Here is a 20,938-nt window from a genome sequence, read left to right as displayed (position 1 = left end):
AAATAGAACTTAAGAATATTTGTTCCTTTTTATATTTCTAGGATTTAAATTAATTCATCAATATCCCATATATTTTTTCCATCTTTAATATAGCCATATTCTATAGTATCAAAATCTATAGTTTCATTTTGTTTATTATAATAGGACATAGGTATTTCAACCTCTAAAGAACCATATTTATATAATTTGCCCTTCATATAGTTTTTTTTCATGGTATCAAAATTATGAACAAGTCTTATACCAAGATTAGAATCGCTATGATAAGTAGCTCTCCAAAAGTCAGTGCTTGTTACATCTTTTTTTAATTTTACTTTTACATTTTTATACATAATGATTCCTCCATATTATATTTGACTTGTATTATAATTATATTTTATCAAAGTTTGAAAATATATAACACAAATAGATAATTATTATTGAAAATTATATTAAAATAACTTAAGCTATACTAATAGGAAAAAATTTGTAACATTGGAGGAGATGGGATGATAAGAAAACTAAAGGAATCAGATAGACAGATTTCATTAAACTTTCTAAGTGAGGAGCCTGCTATAAATTTATTTATAATTGGAGATATAGAGAATAATGGATTTGATGAAGATTTTCAAGAATTATGGGGTTCTTTTAATGAAAACAATGATTTAGTAGGTATTCTTTTAAGATATCATGAAAGTTTTGTTCCTTATTTTAACTATAAAAACTTCAATGTAGAGGGATTTAAAAGAATAATAAATTCTTTTCATGGTTGTAAAATTATCTCAGGAAAAGAGTCTATCGTAGTTAAGTTTATAGATATTTTAAAAGATCCTAAAGTAAAATATATGAACTTTTGTGAGTTAAAGAATAGGGGAAAATTAAGTGATAATAAAAATAATGTTTTTATAGCAACAGAAAAAGATGCCAAGGAAGTTTATGATTTATTACTATCAATTGATGAGTTTGATACGATAAGTACAAATTCTCCAGAGAGAATTTCAGAAAATATAAGAAGCAAAACTTCAAGAATATATTATTCGAAAAATGAAGAAGATGAAATATGTGCGGTTACTCAAAGTACAGCTGAATGTACTAAAGCAGCTATGATAGTTGGAGTAGCATGTAAAAAAGAGGATAGAAAAAAAGGACATGTTACAAAATGTTTATCTAGTTTATGTGACGATTTATTAAAAGAGGGAAAAAGCTTATGTTTATTTTATGATAACCCTAAAGCAGGTAATATTTATCACAGATTGGGATTTGAAAATATAGATAGATGGACAATGGCATTAGAGAAGGAAAGAGAAGAGGTGTAAAATGTTATATTTAGAAGAGTTATCAATGAATGCTTGGCCAGCGATACAAACCATTTTATATGATGGTTGGATTTTAAGATTTGCGAATGGATACACAAAAAGGGCTAATTCCATAAATCCTGTATATTTTTCTAATGAAAATATACACGATAAAATAGAAGAATGTGAAAAAATCTTTAAGGAGAAAAATATACCTATTGTTTTTAAGATAACACCCAAGATTTTTCCTAATAACCTAGATAAAATACTAGAATCAAAGGGTTATTTAGTAAAAGATATTACTAGATTTCAGACTCTTGATATAGAAGAGAGTGACTTTGAAGTTTCTCATAACATAAAAATAGAAGATGATTTTAATGGGGGATGGTTAGAGGCATTCTGTAAGTTAAATAAGTTAAGTGAAGAAAATAAAAATACTATAGAAAAAATGTTTAACAATATAATTTCTGAGAAATTCTTTGTTTCAATATTAGATGAAGATAAAGTTGTTGGATGCACATTAGGTGTTTTAGAAAGAAATCACGTAGGTATTTTTGATGTAATTGTTGATGAAAATCATAGAAATAAAGGATTAGGAGAAAAATTAATAAAAGCTACTCTTAGAAAAGCGAAAGATAATGGAGGAGAAAAGGCTTATTTGCAGGTAGTAGATAACAATATCTCCGCAATCAATCTATATAAGAAAATTGGTTTTAAAGAAATATATAAATATTGGTATAGGATTAAATAGATAAATTGGTCTAATTTATCTATTTATTACATAAAGTATATATGAATATAAATACTTAGGAGAGCTATAACAATGCATTTTGTGGAAGTTGAAGATAGAGTGAAATTATATGTCAAAGACTTGAATCCAGGGTATGAAGATGCTATAGTTTTTATTCATGGATGGCCAGTAAATCATAAGATGTTTGAGTATCAATTAAATTTTCTACCTAATTATAATTTTAGATGTGTTGCTATAGACTTAAGAGGTTTCGGAAACTCTGATAAACCTTGGCATGGATATTGTTATAATAGATTAGCTGATGATATTAGATTTGTTATAGAAGAGTTGAACATTAGAAATATAACCTTAGTAGGATTTTCAATGGGAGGGGCTATAGCAATAAGATATCTATCTAGATATAAAAAAAGCAGAGTAAAAAAACTGGCTTTATTATCAGCAGCGGCTCCTGTGTTTACGAAAAGAGAAGACTATCCTTATGGGAAAAGTATAGAGGAAGTAAATAAGTTAATTTTAGACACTTATGAAAATAGACCTGAAATGATAAGTGAGTTTGGAAAAATATTTTTTAATACAGAAGTTACTCCTAATTTTAGAGCTTGGTTTAATGGTCTTGGTCTAGAGGGGGAGAACTATTCAACAATAAAAACAGCTGTATCCTTAAGAGACGAAGATTTAAGGAATGATTTAAAAAATATAGATGTTCCAACTGGAATTTTTCATGGAAAAAAAGATAAGGTTTGCCCTTACGAACTTGCGTTAGAAATGAAGAAGGGTATTAATAAATCAGTTTTATATACCTTTGAAAATAGTGGACATGGTATCTTTTATGATGAATTAAATGAGTTTAATAAAAAATTTACAGAATTTTTATTACAAGATTAATAGAAAAAAGTTGTTGCAAATTTATTTTTTAATGATTTGCAACAACTTTATTTTTTAAATTTCTTTATCATTAGGATAATATTGTTTAAATGCTTTGTCATAATCTTCAGGTTTATTGAATTCTTGAACTTCACTTATGTAGGTACCTTTTTCATCATGAATTTTTTCTTTATATACAGTTTTAAAACTATCACTATCTTTAACTTTATTTGATTTTCTCAATGTTTACACCTTCTTTTAATTTAATAGAAAAAGAACAAATAGGATTAAACTAACACCATTATAAATAATTTATTATACATAGATAATCTTTCGACTAAATACAAATAAATCACTACCTATAACAATGAGTCGTTCCACCACATAAAATATCTACACAACCTTATATAACCTTACGGCTATATAATATCATTACAACACCTTATATGATGTTAGCTAAACCCTATATGATAAGTTGGAATATTAGTATAATAAGAAGTTTTAGTTTCCGACTACAAAAACACTTTTCCTAACCATATAGAATTCACTAGAATTAAGTATAAATTTATACTTAATTCTAGCAAGCTTAAATAAATCTAAAAGAATTATTTAAGTATTGGCTTAATCACTATTTGTTCCTTGATATTATATTAACCTAAATTGGTTTTTATATTCTGGTAAGTTAAGGAATTAAAAACCTCTTTTTTTAGCTTCAACATAACTGTCATTTTTGCCAGGTTCCTCTATAGTCTGAGAAATTTGATTTTTAGACCATTGATCTCGAGTTTTAGTTCCATTTCTTAAAGCATTTTCTTTAGTAAAAGTTCTTTTATTATCATTTTTCATAGCTACACCTCCTTATTTCATTCTTTATTAGTATTAATAAATATTAAGAAAATATCATAAGGAGTTATAACCTAAAAAAGAAATTTTGGGCAAAATATAAGAAAGGCTTGGGGTAAACAAGCCTTTCTAAATGATGAAGGGTAAATCTATATACTAATATTTCATTTTGTGCCGAAATGAAATGAATAGTATCGAATAATATAGGAAAATATTAAAATTTTCCATTTAAAGCTGTATATATAAAATTAAATATATATACTGTATTTATGTAGATAAATGAAACACTTCACTATCCATAACTAGTATATGATATAAATTCAAAAAAATCCATAGTTAAAATGAAAAATTCATTAAGAAGTTCATTTTTGCGAGGTTTAAAGTTTTAGATTTATTAAATCTCTTTTGAATTATGGCGAGAATTTAGAAGCAGTTGAATATATTGTAATAAGGAATAAAATATTAAAGATTTACTATAGTATTTCTTTTAGGTAGGTGATAATCATTAAAACTTTTAGATTTATTCTAATGATTATTCTTTTTATAGGAATTTTAATTGGTTCCATTTTTACCACCAATTTAGAGGTTAAAAAGTTTTTACAATTATTTTTAGTGGCAGGACTTTTCATGACAGCAGTAATAAAGTTCTTTAAAAAACTGTGAAACTTTTTAAAAGGTATTCCTAAACTTGTGAGGAATACCTTATTTCTATAAAAACAATTTGCTGTTAATTCTTTTATCATACTCTGACCAACTACCTTCGGGAGTAATATCTCTAATCTGCTGAACCTTATTCATGGTAGCATCTATGTTATCAGCAATACTTAAAATCAAGGCTTCTTCTGTTTTAGGTTCCCTAGGTGAACCATACTCTAATTTTCCATGATGTTGGACTATGCAGGCTTTTATTCTTGCTTTAAATTCCTCAGTATAAAGAGTAGGTTGTTCGTTAAAGGCCTTTTCAACCATTTGAGTGCCTATAACTATATGTCCTTCCATTTCTCCTCTTAAACTATATCTAAAGGGAGAATCATGATAAAATTCATATATTTTACCAATATCGTGAAGCTTAGCCCCTAATATAGCAATTTCTTTACGCCTTATTCTATAGCTATATGCAAGATGTTTAGTTAGTTTCATAACCCCTAAAGTATGTTCTGCAAGGCCACCACGATAGTTATGATGTTGAGAGACTCCACCTATGCCTGATTTAAACATATCTAAAAATTCCTGATCCTTAAAGAAAAATTCATTTAAAGTTAAAACATCTTTGCTTTTAAATTCTTCTAAAGAAATTTTCTCAATCTCATCTAAAAGATTAGATATATCACCATTATATTTAGGCAAAAATATATCTAAATCTGGATTATTTTCAATTTCATATTCTGAAACTTCGAAAATAGAAGTATATTTTCCTTTAACTTTCAAAACCATTCCTAATTCTAAACTTGTATTTGCAACTATAGATGCTTTAAAATCTCCAGAACTATCTCCTAAAATAATAATATCTTTTTTACCATCCTTATATAGTTTTCTAATTATCATAAAAGTTGACTTAATAATTGATTTAGAAATATGTATATCTTTAGCATACACTTTATTATTCATAACATTCACCTCATCAAAGACATTAAATTTATTATAAGAAAAACAAATTGAAATTATTCTAATGAAATAGTAGATTAAAATTACAATTTATTTCCAAAATATGTAAAGTGTGATAAGATATATTTAAGAGAACCTATATGTGTAGGAGGTAGATGGATGAGTTACAAAAATTATTATTATGGAGATATAAATATGGATATAAATTTATCCATGAGAAAACTACAAATATTAAGAGAAGATTTGTTTAAAGACAAACCTTTTTATAAAAGAATATATAATAAGTATAGAATAAAAACGCTTAAAAAAATTATAAAAAGTGGATTTCCCCAGCCAGCCATAGTTGTTTCATTAAATCCATTTTTAGTAGCAGCTTACTCAGATGACTTAGATTGTGTAGCTATTTTAGCTTTTCCAAAAGATTTAATTAATGAATACAAACTTACTATTGGATCAAAACTACTTTCATTAAATACTTATAAAAATGGAAATGAATATGACAACGATATTATGCCAGGTGAGAATCCAAAAGGATTATGGGTAGGATTTACACCTAATATAGCAGATTTTTTATCTGAGGATATGGAAATTATCGAAAGGAAAAAAATTGATATATCAGATGAATATTGGGGACGTGGATATGAACTTGGATTAAAATATATAAATAATTTTCCAGATGTACAAAGAAGTGGTGAACCTCTTTTATCAGGAAAAATACCTTTGGGAATATAAGAGGATGTTTTAGATCCTCTTTTTACCAAAAGTTATCAAGCTTATCTAAGGTAAAGACAAAATCATAATAATAATCACCATAATTACTAGTACAACCATAATCAATTAAACGTAAGCTATTATCAAGGAATCCCCATGAGGTAGGGGAATATAAATCTTCCTCTAAAAGATAGAATTTATCTGTTAAAGTATCAAGATAATCTTTAATATGTGAGTATCCTGTAAAATTACTAATGTTTATATATTTTGTTTTAGTAAAAAAAGACATAGGTGTAGCTCTCCTCATAACTATATGTTTTGGAGTAAAGTATTCTATTGGGCATAATATAGTTTTCAGATTACTTGAAGCATTTTGAAAAACATAATTTTCTACAGAATTTTGATAAAAGCCATCTATACCCTTGGAAATTTTAATTACATATTCGTCATCAAGAGCATAAACTCTTCTTGCGATACCTTCACCTAAAAAATGATATTGAGCAGACATTTCCTTTGGGGATAATTTATCTAATTCCTTTGTAAGTTCTTCCCACATTCTTATCTCCAGTAAATTAATACACTATTAGTTTACTCAAAAAATCCATAATGTGATACAAAATGAAAAAAGGAAACCCCTATAAAAAAGAGTTTCCAGAAAATTTTCTGATTAAAAAGCCCAATTTCCATCCTTAAATACTTGGATTTTTTCGTTAGTATAAGTATAACCAACTATATTTAAATCATCTGTACCTATCATAAAATCAACATGAGTTAAAGAGTCATTTGCCCCTCTTTTAACAGCTTCTTCATTTGTAATTTTATCGCCATCATCAAAGCAAGGATATGCCTTACCAATAGCAAAATGACAGGAAGCATTTTCATCATATAATGTATTAAAGAATATTATATTTGAATTAGATATAGGTGAATCATGTGGAACTAATGCAACCTCACCTAAGTAGTGAGACCCTTCATCTGTTTCTATTAAATGTTTTAAAGTATCGTAACCTTCTTCAGCTGAAAAATCAACAACTTTTCCATCTTTAAATGTTAATGAGAAGTTATCAATTAAATTACCACCATAATTAAGTGGTTTTGAAGAAAATACAGTTCCATTGACCCCAGTTTTTAAAGGTAGAGTGAATACTTCTTCAGTTGGCATATTTGCAACAAAATATCTGCCATCAGCACAGGTTTCTCCGCCTCCAACCCAAATATGTCTTTCAGGTAATTGTACTCTAAGGTCTGTTCCTTTGGAGTTTGTGTAATGTAACTCTTTAAAATTATTGTCATTTAAGAATTTACTTTTCTCTTGCAAATTATCTATATGAGCTTTCCAAGCCTCATTTGGATTTTCTGTATCAATTCTAACTATATTAAATATAGTTTCCCAAAGTTTTGCAACTGCATCTTCAGTAGATAAATCATTAAAGACTTTTTTAGCCCAGCCTTCAGTTGGAACTGAAACGACACACCAAGGACATTTATTTGACATTAAAAGCTCAGAAAAATCCTTGTTAGCTAATTGCATAGCTTTTTGAGCTGTTGATATTTTTTCTGTATCAACACCCTTAAGGTTTTCAGGGTCGGATGCAGAGATGCTAATGAAGGCAGCTCCTTTTTTTGCATAATAAAGTTTTGATTGCACTTTCCAATCAGGAACCTCTTCTAAAGTTTCTAATGAAGCATAAGTTAAATTTATTTTTGTGAATTTTTCATCTGCCCAATGAATAGTGACTTCTTTAGCACCTTTTTTGTAAGCTTCTTCAGCCATTTTTCTAGCAAAGTCAGCACATTCTATTGGAGAGTTTATAACCAAGTAATCGTCTTTTTGTATATTTACTCCTGTCCCTACAGCGAGAGAAGCATATTTTTGCAATAATTTTTCCATTTATTATCACTCCTTCAGTATTATTTTCTCAAATCTTGCCTTATATTTCAAGCTGTAAGCATATTTTAACCTTTATATGTTAAAATTAATAATACTGATAGATGAAGTTTTTAGCTAAAAATAGTATAATTAGCTTATTATGATTTATTTGGAGGAAAAAATGAAGAAGATTTTACTTATAGATAGTAATTCACTTATGAATAGAGCGTTTTATGCATTGCCACCACTTACTAATAGCGATGGCATCCATACTAATGCCATATATGGGTTTACTAATATGATTTTGAAGATACAGGATGAAATAGTCCCAGATTATATAATAGCAACATTTGATAAAAAAGCACCAACTTTTAGGCATAATGAGTATGCGGAGTATAAGGCAGGAAGAAAAAAAATGCCGCCAGAGCTCGCAGAACAGTTTCCTTTAACTAAGGAGCTACTTAGCTATTTAGGTATACCTATATTTGAATTAGATGGGTTTGAAGCAGATGATCTTTTAGGCACCTTATCTAAAAAGGCAGAAGAAAACAATATAGAAGTATATGTTTTAACTGGAGACAAGGATGCGCTTCAATTAGCATCGGATACCACAAATATAATAATTACTAAAAAAGGTGTATCTGAAAAGGAAGTTTATAATAGACAAAGAATGCAGGATGATTTTGGAGTTACACCTCTAGAATTTATAGATGTAAAAGGACTTATGGGCGATAAGTCGGATAATATACCAGGGGTTCCTGGAATAGGGGAAAAAACAGCTTACAAATTAATTCAGACCTATGGAAGTGTAGAAGGTGTATTAAACAACATAGCTGATATTTCAGGTAAAAAAATAAAAGATAATTTAGAAACTTACAGTGAACAGGCAATTTTCAGTAAAAAGCTTGCAACTATTATGAGGGATGTACCTATAGAATTTTCTTGGGATGAAGCTCTTCATAATGAAAATATAGATAAGAGAAAAGTTAGAGAATTACTAATTAAGCTCGAAATGAAGTCTCTTTTAGGTAGATTTCAAGAAGAGAATATATTAGAAGAAAAAGAGGATATTAATTCTCAAACTATAACCACAATATCAGATTTTAAAAACTTAATGGATAAAATATCAAAAGATGTTTATATAATATCTGAACTTATAGAAGAGAATGTTTTTTCAAAAATTAATATAAATAGGCTTTACTTAAGTTCTAACAATGAAATTTTTATTATAGAATGTTTAAAGATGGAGATTGAAAATTCAGAAGAATATATTAAAGCACTTAAACTTCTTTTTGAAAATGAACAAATAAAAAAATATTCCTATAGAATAAAAAATACTTTAACTGTCTTAAGAAAATTTAATGTTGAACCTAAAGGCATAGAATTTGATGTTGAGTTAGCAGCTTATATAATAGATTCATCAAAGGGTAAATATCCATTAGAAAGCCTTTTAGAAAAATACTTAAATAAAGGAATTAAAGCAGAGGGTGAAGAAGAGAAGGTTTTTGAGGCTTATAATCTTAAAAATCTAGTTGATATGTTAAGAGAGAAGCTAAAAGAAGATGAAATGGAGGATCTTTACTATAATGTTGAGTTACCACTTGCAAATGTATTATCTTCTATGGAAGCGGAAGGTTTTAATATAAATAAAAAAATGTTAGAAGAATTGTCAGTTTCATTTAAAAAAGAAATAGATGAAAAAGGAAATAAAATCTATGAGCTAGCAGGTGAGGAGTTTAATATAAATTCGCCAAAGCAGTTAGGCAAAATACTATTTGAAAAACTTGACCTTCCTCCAGTTAAGAAAACAAAAACTGGATATTCAACTAATGCAGAGGTTTTAGAAAAATTAGTAGATAAACACCCAATTATAAAAGAAATAACTTATTATAGACAAATAACAAAGATATACTCAACTTATATTGAAGGGTTAAAAGCTGTTATTGATGAAGATGGAGGAATACATTCAAGCTTTAATCAGACAGTTACAACAACAGGAAGATTAAGTTCAACAGAACCTAATTTACAAAACATTCCTATTAAATATGAAATGGGTAGAGCTATAAGAAAAGTATTTATTCCTAAAGAGAAGGAAGATGTTCTTATATCAGCTGACTATTCTCAAATAGAGTTAAGAGTTTTAGCACACATGGCAGAAGATGAAAATATGCTTCATGCGTTTAGAGAAAATATAGATATTCATACTAAAACTGCTTCAGAAGTTTTTAAAGTTCCATTAGATGAGGTAACTAAGCTTATGAGAGGAAGAGCTAAAGCTGTTAACTTTGGAATAGTATACGGAATTTCAGATTTTTCTTTATCTCAAGATTTAGGGATTACTAAAAAAGAAGCTGCAGAGTATATGCAGATATATTTTGATAGATATCCTAAGATACAGGGATTTCTTCATGAGGTAACGGAAAAAGCTAAAGAGTTTGGATATGTATTAACAATTTTAAACCGTAGAAGGTTTATACCAGAAATACTATCTTCTAATAAGATATTAAAAGCCTTAGGGGAAAGATTAGCAATGAATGCTCCTATACAAGGAAGTGCTGCTGATATTATAAAAATAGCTATGATAAGAGTTTATGAAAAACTTAAAGAAAATGGACTTAAGAGTAAACTTATACTTCAGGTTCATGATGAGCTAATATTAAATGTTAAGCCAGATGAACTAGAAGAAGTTAAGGAATTAGTTAAAAATGAAATGGAGCATGTATTAGAATTAAATGTTCCTCTTGAAGTTGATGTAAATATAGGTGACACTTGGTATGATGCAAAATAGGGGGTAATAGTATGTTAAAGGTTGGATTAACAGGTGGAATTGGAACGGGAAAAAGCACTGTTAGTAAATTTCTTAAAGATGCTGGATTTCCTATAATTGATGCAGATGTAATATCTAGAGAGGTATTAGATAAATACCCAGATATATTAAAAAGAATTAGAAAAGAGTTTGGAGAAGGTTTTTTTGACTGGAAAGGTGAGTTTAGAAGAAAAGAATTCGGTAATCACATTTTTCGATTTCCAAGACTTAGAACTAGATATGAAGATCTGATAATGCCTTATATAATTAAGGAAATAGATGAGGCTTTCAAAAAATTTGAAGATAAAAAGGCTAAGATTGTGATATTAGATGCTCCAACGTTAATAGAAAATAATTTACATGAAGTCATGGATTTAGTTATTGTTGTTTGGGCTGATCACAATACACAGCTTTCAAGGATTAAAGATAGAGATAGACTGGGGACAGGAGAGGCTCTTCAACGAATAAATGCCCAGCTTAGTTTAGAAAAAAAGAAGGAATATGCAAATATAATAATTGACAATTCCAAAGACATTTTAAGTACAGAAGTTCAAGTTAGAGATTTAATAGGGATACTAAACCTTTATAAATAATTTCTAAGGAGTGAAGAATGAAAGCAAAAAAAAGAATAATAATAATTTTGTGTATAATCATATTTCTTGTATTTTTTAGAGAATGTATACTTAAAATTGTGTATCCTTTAAAGTATAAAGAAACCATAGTTGAGTATTCTGAGGAATATAATCTAGATCCATATTTAGTAATGGCTATAATAAAAACAGAAAGTAACTTTCAGAAGGATGTAGTATCTCATAAACAAGCATATGGACTTATGCAGATTACAGAGCCAACGGCGACATGGATTGTAGGAGAGATGAAAAAAACAGATTTTAAGTACAGTGATTTATTTGATGCTGATACTAATATAGAGATGGGTTGCTGGTATTTAGACAACTTAAGAACAGAATTTAATGATATTGACTTAGTACTTGCTGCCTACAATGCTGGACGGGGAAACGTTAATAAGTGGCTTGATAATTCAGAGGTTTCAAAGGATGGGGTTAATCTTCACAATATCCCTTTTGGAGAAACAGATAAATATATAAAGAAGGTTAAAGTAAATTACAATATCTATAAATTTTTATATGGGGGCATAGGGAAAAAAAATGAAGGTTAAAGTAACAATCGCAGTGGTGTTATTACTTAATCTTGTATTATTTGGTATATGGTTTATTTTTATTAAGCCATATACCTTTACTATAAATACAGGAATAAGTTGGAGCGAAAAAGAAAAAGCGAAAGAAGAAAAAGATTTACATGATTTTATAAGCAATAACCTAAGTAAAAAGGATTATGGTATATACACTACTTATTTAGAAAAACCTAATGATAAAGAAACAACTAAAGGTCATAGCGTACTATCTGAGTCTCACGGATTATGGATGTTATATGCCGTAGGTGCTAATGATAAAGATGCTTTTGATGAGAGTTATGGAATTATTAAAGATAGATTACTAACCTCTAAGGGGTTGGTGGCTTGGAGATATGACGATAATGAAATTTCTAAAGGTTCTTCAACCATTGATGACCTAAGAATAATAAAAGCACTTATATATGGATCTGACAGATGGCAGGAAAATAAATATAAACACCTAGCAGCAAGTATTTCTCAGCACCTATTAAAAAATGTTGAAGACAGTGGATACATATTTGATTTTAATGATGGGAGTTCAATAGGACAGGATGTTACTATTTGTTATCTAGATTTAACAACCATGAATTATCTAAAAGAGAGCAATAAAAAGTGGGATAAGATATACGCTAATTCCTTAGATCTTATAAAAAATGCTCAGATAACTAAAGGATTACCTTTGTTTAAAAAAAGCTATAGACCTAATTCAGGAAAATATTCTAATGAGACAGAAACAGAATTGGTATATTCACTTATAGCGTTAAAGTATTTACAATCTGCTAATATTGATATAACTCCAGAACTTGATTGGCTATGGAATGAATTTAATAAGGATAAAAAAATATACATAAAATATTCATCTAAAGGAGAAAAATTAAGTGATATAGAATCTACGTCCATATATTCTTTTATAGGTGAGTTATTTGAGAACGATGGTAGATTTAATGAAGCTGAGAACATTAAAAAACGTATGAAAGAATTTCAAATAAAAAATAGTACAAGTCCAGTATACGGAGCTTTTGGTGAAGAAAAAACTATGGATATATATTCTTATGATAATTTAAACGCATTAATTTTTTTAAGTTCAAATGGGCTAGATGATTAAAAGAATACAAGTAACAAATAGATGGTTTTAACAGATGGTATAGTTTTAAAAATAACTAGAAAACTCTTTAGAAATGCTAAAACATTGACAAAACAGTGATATGGCATTATGATATTAAATGTAGTAAAAATAAGCAGATGTGGCGGAATGGCAGACGCACTATCTTGAGGGGGTAGCGAGTGTACTCTCGTGCGGGTTCAAGTCCCGCCATCTGCACCATATAGAAAAAGAGAGATTTTATCTCTCTTTTTCTATCATTTCAGATATTATTTTTAAAGCACTTATAAGCCTATCTATGTCTTCCATTGAGTTAAAAGCTGCTAAGGAAGCACGAACAACTCCATATCCTTCACCACTTTTAAATAGCTCATAAGCTTCAGCATTAGAGAGCCCAAGTAAATCTTGAACATAAATATCAGCACCTGAAAATCCAGCTGTAACAGTAAGTCCAAATTGAAAGCCTAAAATGCTTCCAAGCTTTTTATAAGAGATACCATCCATGTTAAAAGAAACATATGGAAGGTTTGAAGCATTTTGTTGAGAAGCATAAATAACTATACCTGGAATTTCTTTAAGTTCCTTTATCAGATAGCCATAAAGCATATCTTCATAATCGGAGATGTTTTTAAGTCCAATACCTTTTAAGAAACTAAGAGCTTCACCAAATGAAATTATTCCCATAAAATCAGGATAGCCTGCTTCATGAGATAAAGGAGAGTCCTTTAAAATATATTTTTCATCATTTACAAAATGAGTTACTCCAGCACCATAAGTCATTGGATGATATTTATCCAAAAACTCTTTTGGACCAATAAGAACTCCTCCAGATTGACCCGTATAACATTTATGACCATCGAAAGAGATAAAATCTATATGTTCTGGGTCAGAATGGGCTTTCATTGAAAATGGCTTATGTTGAACAAGTTGTACAGCATCTAAAAGAATTTTTGCACCATATTTATGAGCTAAATATGCCATTTTGTAGTAAGGAGTAACTATTCCAGTTATATTTGATGCTGCTATAGCAGCTACAAGTTTAACTTTCCCTTGATATTTTATTAACAGTTCTTCGTAGTGGTTCATATCTATATTTCCATCAGGAGTAAGTCTAACTAGTAGAGTTTTAAAGCGAATTCTAAATGGCAGATAATTAGCCATATGATCCATGCGAGTAGTAATTATAACTTGATCTGGATCATCCTGTAAGGCAATGTGGCTTAAAAGATTTAAAGCAGAAGTAGTTGTGTCTGTATAAACAACTGAATCAAGTTTACTGTCTCCACCAATATAATCAATAATGATATTTCTCACATTATTGTAAGTAGTTTGAATTTGTTCAGATAAATGATTTTGCTCATTGTGATAAGAATAATGATGAAGAAGTGATTCAACTTTTTCTACAACCACTTTCGATATTTGGGGAGTTGCAGCGTTATTCATATATACGCGAGGAATATATCCAAGGGTGGTTTTCATGTAAGTATCAGTTCCAAAGAAATGATTCCTCCAAGGTGATGTAATCATAGGTTTCCTCCATATTTAATTAAATGTAAAATACACTACAATATATTCCTTTAAAAGATGATATGTGTTCCAAATTGGTTAATAGGTCATGAAAAGCATGTATAATGAAATAAAAAATAATTAATAGATTGGATAAAACTCATTGTAAAAAATTATATAAGAAAAAAGATAGATTTATTTAAAAATCTATCTTTAAAATAGTTATAAATTTCCAGGGAGATTAATTAAATTTAGTAAATTATCTACCATCAAATCAACCTTATTAAGACTTTCAGTTCTAGTATTTTGGAGGGTAATTATTTTTTCCATTTCTATGTTTGCTGCATCAAAATTCTTATTTTTTATATTACTTTTTGTTGCTTCTGTAGCCGTTTTTATAGGTTGTAAAGTATTCTCTAATTTGGTGATTTCATTTTGGATATTTTTAAGTTCAGTCTTAATTTTATCTAAAGTTTCATCGTCAAAAGACAAATCTCCTTTTAGTTTTTCATGAATGGTTTTGGTTTTTACTTTAATTTCATTTTTTAAAGTTTTATTAGTTTCTCGATTATTTTTAATTATTTCTGTATTACTATTAAGAGAATCTCTTGCAGCTTGAAGAGTTTGCTTTTTAACTAATAACTCTTGCTTTTTATTTAAGTTATTAATTAACTTAGAATTGCTATCTTCTGCGTATGCAGAAATTCCAGGTATAGATAATGAAGCTATTAATAGAGCTGATAAAAATCTACCTTTTATATTTTTCATTTTATATAAACCCCTTTCAATTATTGCTTATAATAGAATCTAACTCATCAAAATTATCTATTTCTAGCGAATCAAGTACTTTATCTAGACTTTCTAACGTCGAATCTATATTTTTAGTTGAACTTTTAGCTTCTTCTTCAATTTCTTTTGAGGTGGATGTTTTATTTTTTAAGCTACTAATCCTACCGCAACCTATAGTTGACAAGATTATTATAAATATAAGTGATAAACAAATATATTTTTTCATAGAACACTTCCTTTCAAAGATACTTATCTTATATATAGTTTAATCTAATGAATTAGGATAAATCTCCGAGAATTTGTGGCAAAATTGTGGCAAGAATATATAGGATAGCAATAACAATTATTTAACATGATATAATTTATTTAACATGGTATTAAGGTGGTGTAAAATGCAGGATAAGTTAATATATATTGCCGATGATGAAGTCAAGATTCAAGATTTGATAAAAATGTTTTTGAAAAAAGAAGGTTATGAAGTGGAGACATTTAGTGATGGAAATTTACTATTAGAAGCATTTAGAAGAAAATCTCCTGATATGATACTTTTAGATATTATGATGCCTAAGTTAGATGGTCTAAAGGTTTGTACAGAAATAAGAAAAGAGAGTGAAGTTCCTATAATAATAATATCTGCTAAGGATACAGAAGGAGATAAAATAGCTGGTTTAATGCTTGGAAGCGATGATTACATGACTAAACCTTTTAGTCCTGTTGAGCTAGTGCTAAGAGTAAAAAGTATATTTAAGCGTATTGAACTTCAAAAAAATTACAAAGAAAAGCAAGATGTCATTTATATTTTAGATTTGATATTTTATCCAGACAGAAGATATGCGCTCTGTAATGGGATAGATTTAAAGCTTACCCCTATGGAATTTAATTTATTCTTGTATCTCATAGAAAATAAAAATAAAGGTGTAAGTAGAGAGGAATTATTAAATAAGGTATGGGGATTTGATAGTGAGGTAGATACAAGAGCAACTGATGATATGATAAAAAGAATAAGAAAAAAGTTAATGGGAGCTAATTCTAAGGTGAGGATCGAAACTTTGTGGGGATTTGGGTTTATGATATCTGATGATGAAAAGTAAAGAGGTTTATGAGATGAAAAGAAAAAGTATTAAAAATAGAATTTTTACTTCACAGATAATAATAGTAGTTATTTCACTTCTAGCAATAGCTTTAATGTTTCAGCTATGTTTAAGAATATATATACGAAGAGAGACAAAATCTCAACTTATAAAAGTAGGCAGCTTAGTTGAGGAGTCTATTAAGAGTAATGAGACATTAGAGCGTAATAGGGTATTGGAGGAAGGGGAATTATACTTAAATATTAAATATGCGATAATTGATGAAGATAGATCTATTATATACCCCAAAAGAGAAGATTCAAGAGACCTTCATGTATTGGAAAGTAGAATACTTCCTTCAATTAATAGTAACAGGTGGATAAGAAATAGCATAAATAGAAATAAGGTTTTCTATTTTAACTCAGATCGTAAGAAATATGGTGCTGTTCTTTATAATGTAGATAATAAATATTTATTTATTTACTCAGATTTAAATAAAGTTAGAAAAGCAAATATAATGGTCAATATTATATTGATTCCAGTAATTTTAATTACTCTAATAGTAACTGCAATAGTATCAAATAAAGTCTCTAAAAAAATCTCTAAACCTATATATGAACTTAGCCAAAATGCTAAAAAAATAGGTGAGAGAGATTATACTAAGAAAAAAGTATATTATGAAGATATAGAGATAGATAATTTGTCTAATACAATGAATGAAATGGCTTATAAGTTAGAGAATTATGATATAACTATGAAAACTTTTATGCAAAATGCTTCTCATGAACTTAGAACACCCTTAATGTCAGTTCAAGGATATGCAGAGGGAATAAAATATGGTGTAGTGGAAGATGAAGAAAAAGCCATAGATATTATAATAGAGGAAAGCAAAAGATTAGCTAATCTAGTAGAGGACTTATTATATTTAACAAAGATAGATTCTAATAAAGAAGAGATGAAAGTAGAAAGTATTAATGTTGATGAGTTAATAAAAAGTTCTATTGAAAGAGTTAATGGAATAGGGATGAGAAATAACAGGATCATAAGATATAATCCTATTCTAGAAGTTGTTGAAGTAACAGGAGATGAAGAAAAACTAACTAGAGCTTTAATTAACGTATTAGGAAATTGTTTAAGGTATGCGAATAAATATATAGATATAAAATTCGAAAAAAAGAATGAAAATATAATAATTATTATAGCTGATGATGGAATAGGGTTTAAAGAAGAGAAAATAGATAATATATTTGAAAGATTTTATAAAGGCGAAGGGGGAAACTATGGACTTGGCTTAGCGATAACAAAAAGTATTATAGAAAGACATGGTGGTAATATTATGGCGTTCAATAATATGCAAGGGGGAGCAAGTTTTAAAATAGATTTAATGATGACACCAATAGAAAAATATGATAGAATAATATAAATTAATAAAGAAATGTTTTGCAAGGGCGCAGTATGTAATTACTGCGTCTTTTTTATTTAAGGGGGAGGAGAAAATGTACAAGATAGCAGTGTTTGTAGATAATTTAGGTGAAGTAACTACTTTTGATAAGCAAGGTCATTTGAGGGTGTTTTCTAAGATTCAAGGAAACTGGCAAGTGATAAGAGATTTGATTATATTGCCTATAGCTTCAACGGAAATACATGAGATACGAGATAAATTTAAGGCAATCTCATCTGAAATTAGTGATTGTAATGTAGTTGTAGCAAAAAAAATAAGCGGAGTAGCCTATAATATACTAAGTTCATCAAAAATAGTTGTTTGGGAATGTGAAGGAAGGCCAGAAGATTTTTTAGATGATATTGTAGATGAAGAAGAAAAATTAAAAAAAGATAAAGAAGCTTCTAAGAGTATAGAAGTTATTATTGAAGAACACATAAAGAAAATAAGAGAGGGACATTATTATATCAGTTTAGATGATATTCAAAATAGAAATGAAAAACTATCGTCAAAGCAAATAATAATTCCATTTTTAGAAAATAAAATTTATGAAAAATTGGACATAAGCTGTAGCCATATACCACCTTGGTTAGAGAGCAAAAGTAAAAGCTATGGATTTAGTATGAAGATTGAAGATGAATGTACAAACCAGTTAAAGATAAGTTTAATTAAAGAATAATTTTTAGAATAAGGGGGAAAATTATGAAAGAATATAATACTAAATATGGATTATTATGTGGTGTAACTTCGGCAGAATTTTATGAAGATGGAAGTTTAAAAGAATGTATATTAGATGAAAAAAATGAGATAAAAACCTTATACGGAACCTTTATTCCTCAGTATGAACAAGGGGAGATAAGGAGAAAATATAATAGTTCAATTTCTTTTTATGAAAATGGATCTATTAAAGTTATAAACTTAAATAATGCAATGGATATAAAAATATTAGAAGATGTTTTTTCAGTAGAAAAGATAACTTTTTATGAAACTGGAGAAATAAAAAGAATATTTCACTTAAACGGAAAACTTAGTGGATATTGGGGAGAAGAAGATGAATATGAGTTAGCTAAAAAGTATAAATTTAATTTAAGATTTGGAAATTTTGAAAGTAAATTTATGAGCCTTCAACTTTATAAAAACCAAAAAGTAAAAAGTATAAGCTTTTGGCCAGGAGAAAAAGTTGAGATTAAAACTAACTTTGGATTAATTTCTATAAGAACAGGAATTTCATTGTATGAAGATGGTAGCATAAAATCTTGTGAACCTGAAAAGCCAATAAGTATAGAAACATTAATAGGTAAAATTTTAGCTTATGATATTAGCTCTATGGGTATTCATGGAGAAAATAATTCTTTAAGCTTTTATGAAGATGGAAGTGTAAGATCACTAGTTACCTCAACTGATTGCATAGAGATAAAAGGTAAACAAGGAGAATCTATAAAATATACTCCATCAGAGAAAACTAATTTATTTAATAATAGTATTAAAGATATCGTTCCAGTGAAAATTGAGTTTAGTGATGGAAAAATATTTATTATGAATCATGAATATGATATAGATAAAAGCATTTTTAATATAGTTAATAACTTTAAGAAGATTAAAGTAAAAGAAAATGGATGTACTAATTGTGAATTGAAAACTTCAGGAATTCAACTTAAAATTTAACTAGAGAGATGTAGTTAGTGTATTTTTAAAATTACACCAAATAATGCATGTTGCATTTTAAAAATCAATATTATATAATCGTATTAACAAATTGATACTGTTTCTGAGATATTTGTGAAGCTCTTATTTTGAACCTACACTTAAATTTCGGGAGTTCAAGATTTAAATATCTAATTTGACTTATAAGACCTAAATGGCAAGGACATAAAGATATTTGTGAGGACACCCACCTATCGCGAGATAGGGCTCAAAATTAGAGTAACGGTATTTTGGTTTCAATGTTACAATTAAAATGTAAGTATTACTTCTGGGGTATTTGTGTAGCTCTTATTTTGAACCTACATTATAACCATGGGAGTTCAAGATTTAGATATTAAATTGACCTATAAGACCTGATGGCCAGGACATAAAAGTATCTGTGAGGACACCCACCTATCGAGAGATAGGTGTCAAAATTAGGGTAGCGATATTTTGGAAGTATAACAGTGAACATTTAAGAGGGGAGACCCTCTTTTTTATCGTTAGAGGGAATTATGAAAAGTAACTTATTGATAGAAGAGTATATTAAAAAAGCCGAAGAGGCTGAGAAAGAAAATAAACAACTAAAGGCACTTAACTTATATTTAAAAGCTAATGAATTATCTAATGGGGAAGAGATTGAAGTACTTATTAGTCTAGCGTTAATATATCACAACCTTGGAAAGTTAAAAGAAGCAAAAGCTTATTATAAGGAAGCAATATCCATAAACGAAGATGAAGAAAGAGCCTATTATGGATTAGCAGTCATTTATGATGAAAATTCGGAATATGAAAAAGCAATAAACTTGTACAAAAAAGCTATATACATAAATCCAAATTATAATAAAGCATATTTCTTTTTAGCTAATGCTTATGACATTTTAGGAGATAAAGAAAGTGCAATAAAATATTATGAAAAGCTTCTAGAACTTAATGAAGAGGATTTTTGGGCTAACATAAATTTAGGTTCTATTTATGAAGAGTTAGATATAAATAATTTGGCATACAAGAAGTTTTCTAAGGCTTTAGACATAGATAAGGAACATTATTTAGCTTTATTTAATATGGGAGTTATAAGTGCTAAATTTGGAATGAGAGAAAAAGCTATAGATTATTATAAGAAATCAATAAAGAAAAACTTAGGATATGCCTATAGTTTTCTAAATTTAGCTGTGCTTTATAAACATGAAAATTTAGAAAAAGGAATAGAAGTATTAACTAAGGGTATTAGTTTTAATCCTTCCAGTCACTTCTTGTATTACAATAGAGCCTGCTTTTATGCTATTATACATGACTTTGCTAATTCTATTAAAGACTTAGAATTAGCTTTGAAATTATATCCAGATTTTATTAAATATATTTTAGAAGATGAGGAATTAGCCTTGGTTATAAAGCAGTCAGGATTTAAAAGATTAATAAAAAATAGCTAAGAAC

At 28.3% G+C, this 20,938-nt stretch carries 22 protein-coding genes, 1 tRNA gene and 2 other RNA genes; 16 read left to right on the top strand and 9 right to left on the bottom strand.

Annotated elements, in window-relative coordinates; genetic code table 11:
- Nucleotides 1-44 precede the first annotated feature (44 nt).
- Nucleotides 45-329, bottom strand: a complete 285-nt coding sequence (locus BUA92_RS18275; protein ID WP_242950199.1) for a hypothetical protein — start codon at nucleotides 327-329, stop codon at nucleotides 45-47.
- A gap of 156 nt (nucleotides 330-485) precedes the next feature.
- On the opposite strand from BUA92_RS18275, the gene BUA92_RS18270 reads away from it, so the two are divergent.
- The 3 genes from BUA92_RS18270 to BUA92_RS18260 all read left to right on the top strand — a co-directional run bounded on the left by BUA92_RS18270 (nucleotide 486) and on the right by BUA92_RS18260 (nucleotide 2,907).
- Nucleotides 486-1,292, top strand: coding sequence for a GNAT family N-acetyltransferase (locus BUA92_RS18270; protein ID WP_073022030.1), 807 nt, complete (start codon nucleotides 486-488; stop codon nucleotides 1,290-1,292).
- A gap of 1 nt (nucleotide 1,293) precedes the next feature.
- Nucleotides 1,294-2,022: a GNAT family N-acetyltransferase gene (locus BUA92_RS18265; RefSeq protein WP_073022028.1), complete on the top strand. Its 729-nt coding sequence runs from the start codon at nucleotides 1,294-1,296 to the stop codon at nucleotides 2,020-2,022.
- A gap of 72 nt (nucleotides 2,023-2,094) precedes the next feature.
- The gene (locus BUA92_RS18260) at nucleotides 2,095-2,907 is read left to right on the top strand and encodes an alpha/beta fold hydrolase (protein ID WP_073022026.1); all 813 of its coding nucleotides are present in this window, start codon (nucleotides 2,095-2,097) and stop codon (nucleotides 2,905-2,907) included.
- Nucleotides 2,908-2,961: 54 nt separating this feature from the next.
- Here BUA92_RS18260 and BUA92_RS23395 read toward each other — a convergent pair whose 3' ends face one another.
- The 3 genes from BUA92_RS23395 to BUA92_RS18250 form a co-directional block, all read right to left on the bottom strand.
- Entirely contained in the window at nucleotides 2,962-3,129 is a 168-nt protein-coding gene (locus tag BUA92_RS23395) for a hypothetical protein (protein WP_175550931.1), read from the bottom strand.
- A 447-nt stretch (nucleotides 3,130-3,576) separates the two neighbouring features.
- Nucleotides 3,577-3,732: a hypothetical protein gene (locus tag BUA92_RS23390; RefSeq protein WP_175550930.1), complete on the bottom strand. Its 156-nt coding sequence runs from the start codon at nucleotides 3,730-3,732 to the stop codon at nucleotides 3,577-3,579.
- Between the two features lie 705 nt (nucleotides 3,733-4,437).
- Nucleotides 4,438-5,337 (bottom strand): HD domain-containing protein, encoded by a 900-nt coding sequence (locus BUA92_RS18250; RefSeq protein WP_073022022.1) that lies wholly within the window; start codon nucleotides 5,335-5,337, stop codon nucleotides 4,438-4,440.
- A 156-nt stretch (nucleotides 5,338-5,493) separates the two neighbouring features.
- Here BUA92_RS18250 and BUA92_RS18245 point away from each other — a divergent pair, with 156 nt between their 5' ends.
- Complete coding sequence (locus BUA92_RS18245; protein ID WP_073022020.1) at nucleotides 5,494-6,066, top strand: hypothetical protein; 573 nt, start codon at nucleotides 5,494-5,496, stop codon at nucleotides 6,064-6,066.
- A gap of 22 nt (nucleotides 6,067-6,088) precedes the next feature.
- On the opposite strand, the gene BUA92_RS18240 is transcribed toward BUA92_RS18245, so the two are convergent.
- Both BUA92_RS18240 and BUA92_RS18235 read right to left on the bottom strand, forming a co-directional pair.
- On the bottom strand, nucleotides 6,089-6,601 hold the full coding sequence (locus BUA92_RS18240) for a hypothetical protein (RefSeq protein WP_073022017.1): 513 nt from the start codon (nucleotides 6,599-6,601) through the stop codon (nucleotides 6,089-6,091).
- 111 nt (nucleotides 6,602-6,712) lie between these two features.
- Nucleotides 6,713-7,936 (bottom strand): aminopeptidase, encoded by a 1,224-nt coding sequence (locus tag BUA92_RS18235; RefSeq protein WP_073022015.1) that lies wholly within the window; start codon nucleotides 7,934-7,936, stop codon nucleotides 6,713-6,715.
- Between the two features lie 160 nt (nucleotides 7,937-8,096).
- Between BUA92_RS18235 and polA the strand changes: the two genes are divergently transcribed.
- From polA to BUA92_RS18210, 5 genes are all read left to right on the top strand, one after another.
- The gene (polA, locus tag BUA92_RS18230; protein WP_073022014.1) at nucleotides 8,097-10,703 is read left to right on the top strand and encodes a DNA polymerase I; all 2,607 of its coding nucleotides are present in this window, start codon (nucleotides 8,097-8,099) and stop codon (nucleotides 10,701-10,703) included.
- An 11-nt stretch (nucleotides 10,704-10,714) separates the two neighbouring features.
- Entirely contained in the window at nucleotides 10,715-11,314 is a 600-nt protein-coding gene (coaE, locus tag BUA92_RS18225) for a dephospho-CoA kinase (RefSeq protein WP_073022012.1), read from the top strand.
- Between the two features lie 17 nt (nucleotides 11,315-11,331).
- Nucleotides 11,332-11,898, top strand: coding sequence for a lytic transglycosylase domain-containing protein (locus BUA92_RS18220; RefSeq protein WP_073022010.1), 567 nt, complete (start codon nucleotides 11,332-11,334; stop codon nucleotides 11,896-11,898).
- Entirely contained in the window at nucleotides 11,888-13,018 is a 1,131-nt protein-coding gene (locus BUA92_RS18215) for a glycosyl hydrolase family 8 (RefSeq protein ID WP_073022009.1), read from the top strand. The genes BUA92_RS18220 and BUA92_RS18215 overlap by 11 nt, the downstream gene beginning before the upstream one ends.
- Before the next feature lie 133 nt (nucleotides 13,019-13,151).
- Nucleotides 13,152-13,237, top strand: a tRNA-Leu gene (locus BUA92_RS18210).
- 18 nt (nucleotides 13,238-13,255) lie between these two features.
- On the opposite strand, the gene BUA92_RS18205 is transcribed toward BUA92_RS18210, so the two are convergent.
- The 3 genes from BUA92_RS18205 to BUA92_RS18195 all read right to left on the bottom strand — a co-directional run bounded on the left by BUA92_RS18205 (nucleotide 13,256) and on the right by BUA92_RS18195 (nucleotide 15,536).
- Complete coding sequence (locus tag BUA92_RS18205; protein ID WP_073022007.1) at nucleotides 13,256-14,542, bottom strand: aminotransferase class V-fold PLP-dependent enzyme; 1,287 nt, start codon at nucleotides 14,540-14,542, stop codon at nucleotides 13,256-13,258.
- 201 nt (nucleotides 14,543-14,743) lie between these two features.
- Complete coding sequence (locus BUA92_RS18200) at nucleotides 14,744-15,289, bottom strand: hypothetical protein (RefSeq protein ID WP_073022005.1); 546 nt, start codon at nucleotides 15,287-15,289, stop codon at nucleotides 14,744-14,746.
- Nucleotides 15,290-15,305: 16 nt separating this feature from the next.
- Complete coding sequence (locus tag BUA92_RS18195) at nucleotides 15,306-15,536, bottom strand: hypothetical protein (RefSeq protein WP_073022003.1); 231 nt, start codon at nucleotides 15,534-15,536, stop codon at nucleotides 15,306-15,308.
- A gap of 166 nt (nucleotides 15,537-15,702) precedes the next feature.
- Between BUA92_RS18195 and BUA92_RS18190 the strand changes: the two genes are divergently transcribed.
- From BUA92_RS18190 to BUA92_RS18160, 7 genes are all read left to right on the top strand, one after another.
- Nucleotides 15,703-16,401, top strand: a complete 699-nt coding sequence (locus tag BUA92_RS18190; protein WP_073022001.1) for a response regulator transcription factor — start codon at nucleotides 15,703-15,705, stop codon at nucleotides 16,399-16,401.
- A gap of 13 nt (nucleotides 16,402-16,414) precedes the next feature.
- Nucleotides 16,415-17,803: a sensor histidine kinase gene (locus BUA92_RS18185; RefSeq protein ID WP_175550929.1), complete on the top strand. Its 1,389-nt coding sequence runs from the start codon at nucleotides 16,415-16,417 to the stop codon at nucleotides 17,801-17,803.
- A 73-nt stretch (nucleotides 17,804-17,876) separates the two neighbouring features.
- Nucleotides 17,877-18,500, top strand: a complete 624-nt coding sequence (locus BUA92_RS18180; RefSeq protein ID WP_073021996.1) for a Fe-only nitrogenase accessory AnfO family protein — start codon at nucleotides 17,877-17,879, stop codon at nucleotides 18,498-18,500.
- Between the two features lie 23 nt (nucleotides 18,501-18,523).
- Complete coding sequence (locus BUA92_RS18175; protein ID WP_073021994.1) at nucleotides 18,524-19,486, top strand: hypothetical protein; 963 nt, start codon at nucleotides 18,524-18,526, stop codon at nucleotides 19,484-19,486.
- Nucleotides 19,487-19,583: 97 nt separating this feature from the next.
- A non-coding RNA gene (gene ssrS / locus BUA92_RS18170) (6S RNA) lies at nucleotides 19,584-19,766 on the top strand.
- Between the two features lie 21 nt (nucleotides 19,767-19,787).
- A non-coding RNA gene (ssrS, locus tag BUA92_RS18165) (6S RNA) lies at nucleotides 19,788-19,968 on the top strand.
- Nucleotides 19,969-20,019: 51 nt separating this feature from the next.
- Complete coding sequence (locus BUA92_RS18160; protein ID WP_073021992.1) at nucleotides 20,020-20,934, top strand: tetratricopeptide repeat protein; 915 nt, start codon at nucleotides 20,020-20,022, stop codon at nucleotides 20,932-20,934.
- The last annotated feature ends 4 nt before the right edge of the window (nucleotides 20,935-20,938 follow it).

It is taken from the genome of Clostridium intestinale DSM 6191, assembly GCF_900130055.1.
Lineage (GTDB): Bacteria > Bacillota > Clostridia > Clostridiales > Clostridiaceae > Clostridium_T > Clostridium_T intestinale.
Note: the sequence above shows the minus strand (reverse complement) of the source record. Positions and strands in the feature narration are given on the sequence as shown.

Coding starts and splice junctions, on each gene's coding strand:
- BUA92_RS18160 (WP_073021992.1), top strand. CDS start 20,020: ATGAAAAGTAACTTATTGATAGAAGAGTATATTAAAAAAGCCGAAGAG.
- BUA92_RS23390 (WP_175550930.1), bottom strand. CDS start 3,732: ATGAAAAATGATAATAAAAGAACTTTTACTAAAGAAAATGCTTTAAGA.
- BUA92_RS18200 (WP_073022005.1), bottom strand. CDS start 15,289: ATGAAAAATATAAAAGGTAGATTTTTATCAGCTCTATTAATAGCTTCA.
- BUA92_RS18265 (WP_073022028.1), top strand. CDS start 1,294: ATGTTATATTTAGAAGAGTTATCAATGAATGCTTGGCCAGCGATACAA.
- BUA92_RS18205 (WP_073022007.1), bottom strand. CDS start 14,542: ATGATTACATCACCTTGGAGGAATCATTTCTTTGGAACTGATACTTAC.
- BUA92_RS18240 (WP_073022017.1), bottom strand. CDS start 6,601: ATGTGGGAAGAACTTACAAAGGAATTAGATAAATTATCCCCAAAGGAA.
- BUA92_RS18275 (WP_242950199.1), bottom strand. CDS start 329: ATGTATAAAAATGTAAAAGTAAAATTAAAAAAAGATGTAACAAGCACT.
- coaE (WP_073022012.1), top strand. CDS start 10,715: ATGTTAAAGGTTGGATTAACAGGTGGAATTGGAACGGGAAAAAGCACT.
- BUA92_RS18220 (WP_073022010.1), top strand. CDS start 11,332: ATGAAAGCAAAAAAAAGAATAATAATAATTTTGTGTATAATCATATTT.
- BUA92_RS18180 (WP_073021996.1), top strand. CDS start 17,877: ATGTACAAGATAGCAGTGTTTGTAGATAATTTAGGTGAAGTAACTACT.
- BUA92_RS18215 (WP_073022009.1), top strand. CDS start 11,888: ATGAAGGTTAAAGTAACAATCGCAGTGGTGTTATTACTTAATCTTGTA.
- BUA92_RS18260 (WP_073022026.1), top strand. CDS start 2,095: ATGCATTTTGTGGAAGTTGAAGATAGAGTGAAATTATATGTCAAAGAC.
- BUA92_RS18245 (WP_073022020.1), top strand. CDS start 5,494: ATGAGTTACAAAAATTATTATTATGGAGATATAAATATGGATATAAAT.
- BUA92_RS18175 (WP_073021994.1), top strand. CDS start 18,524: ATGAAAGAATATAATACTAAATATGGATTATTATGTGGTGTAACTTCG.
- polA (WP_073022014.1), top strand. CDS start 8,097: ATGAAGAAGATTTTACTTATAGATAGTAATTCACTTATGAATAGAGCG.
- BUA92_RS18190 (WP_073022001.1), top strand. CDS start 15,703: ATGCAGGATAAGTTAATATATATTGCCGATGATGAAGTCAAGATTCAA.
- BUA92_RS18250 (WP_073022022.1), bottom strand. CDS start 5,337: ATGAATAATAAAGTGTATGCTAAAGATATACATATTTCTAAATCAATT.
- BUA92_RS18185 (WP_175550929.1), top strand. CDS start 16,415: ATGAAAAGAAAAAGTATTAAAAATAGAATTTTTACTTCACAGATAATA.
- BUA92_RS18270 (WP_073022030.1), top strand. CDS start 486: ATGATAAGAAAACTAAAGGAATCAGATAGACAGATTTCATTAAACTTT.
- BUA92_RS18195 (WP_073022003.1), bottom strand. CDS start 15,536: ATGAAAAAATATATTTGTTTATCACTTATATTTATAATAATCTTGTCA.
- BUA92_RS18235 (WP_073022015.1), bottom strand. CDS start 7,936: ATGGAAAAATTATTGCAAAAATATGCTTCTCTCGCTGTAGGGACAGGA.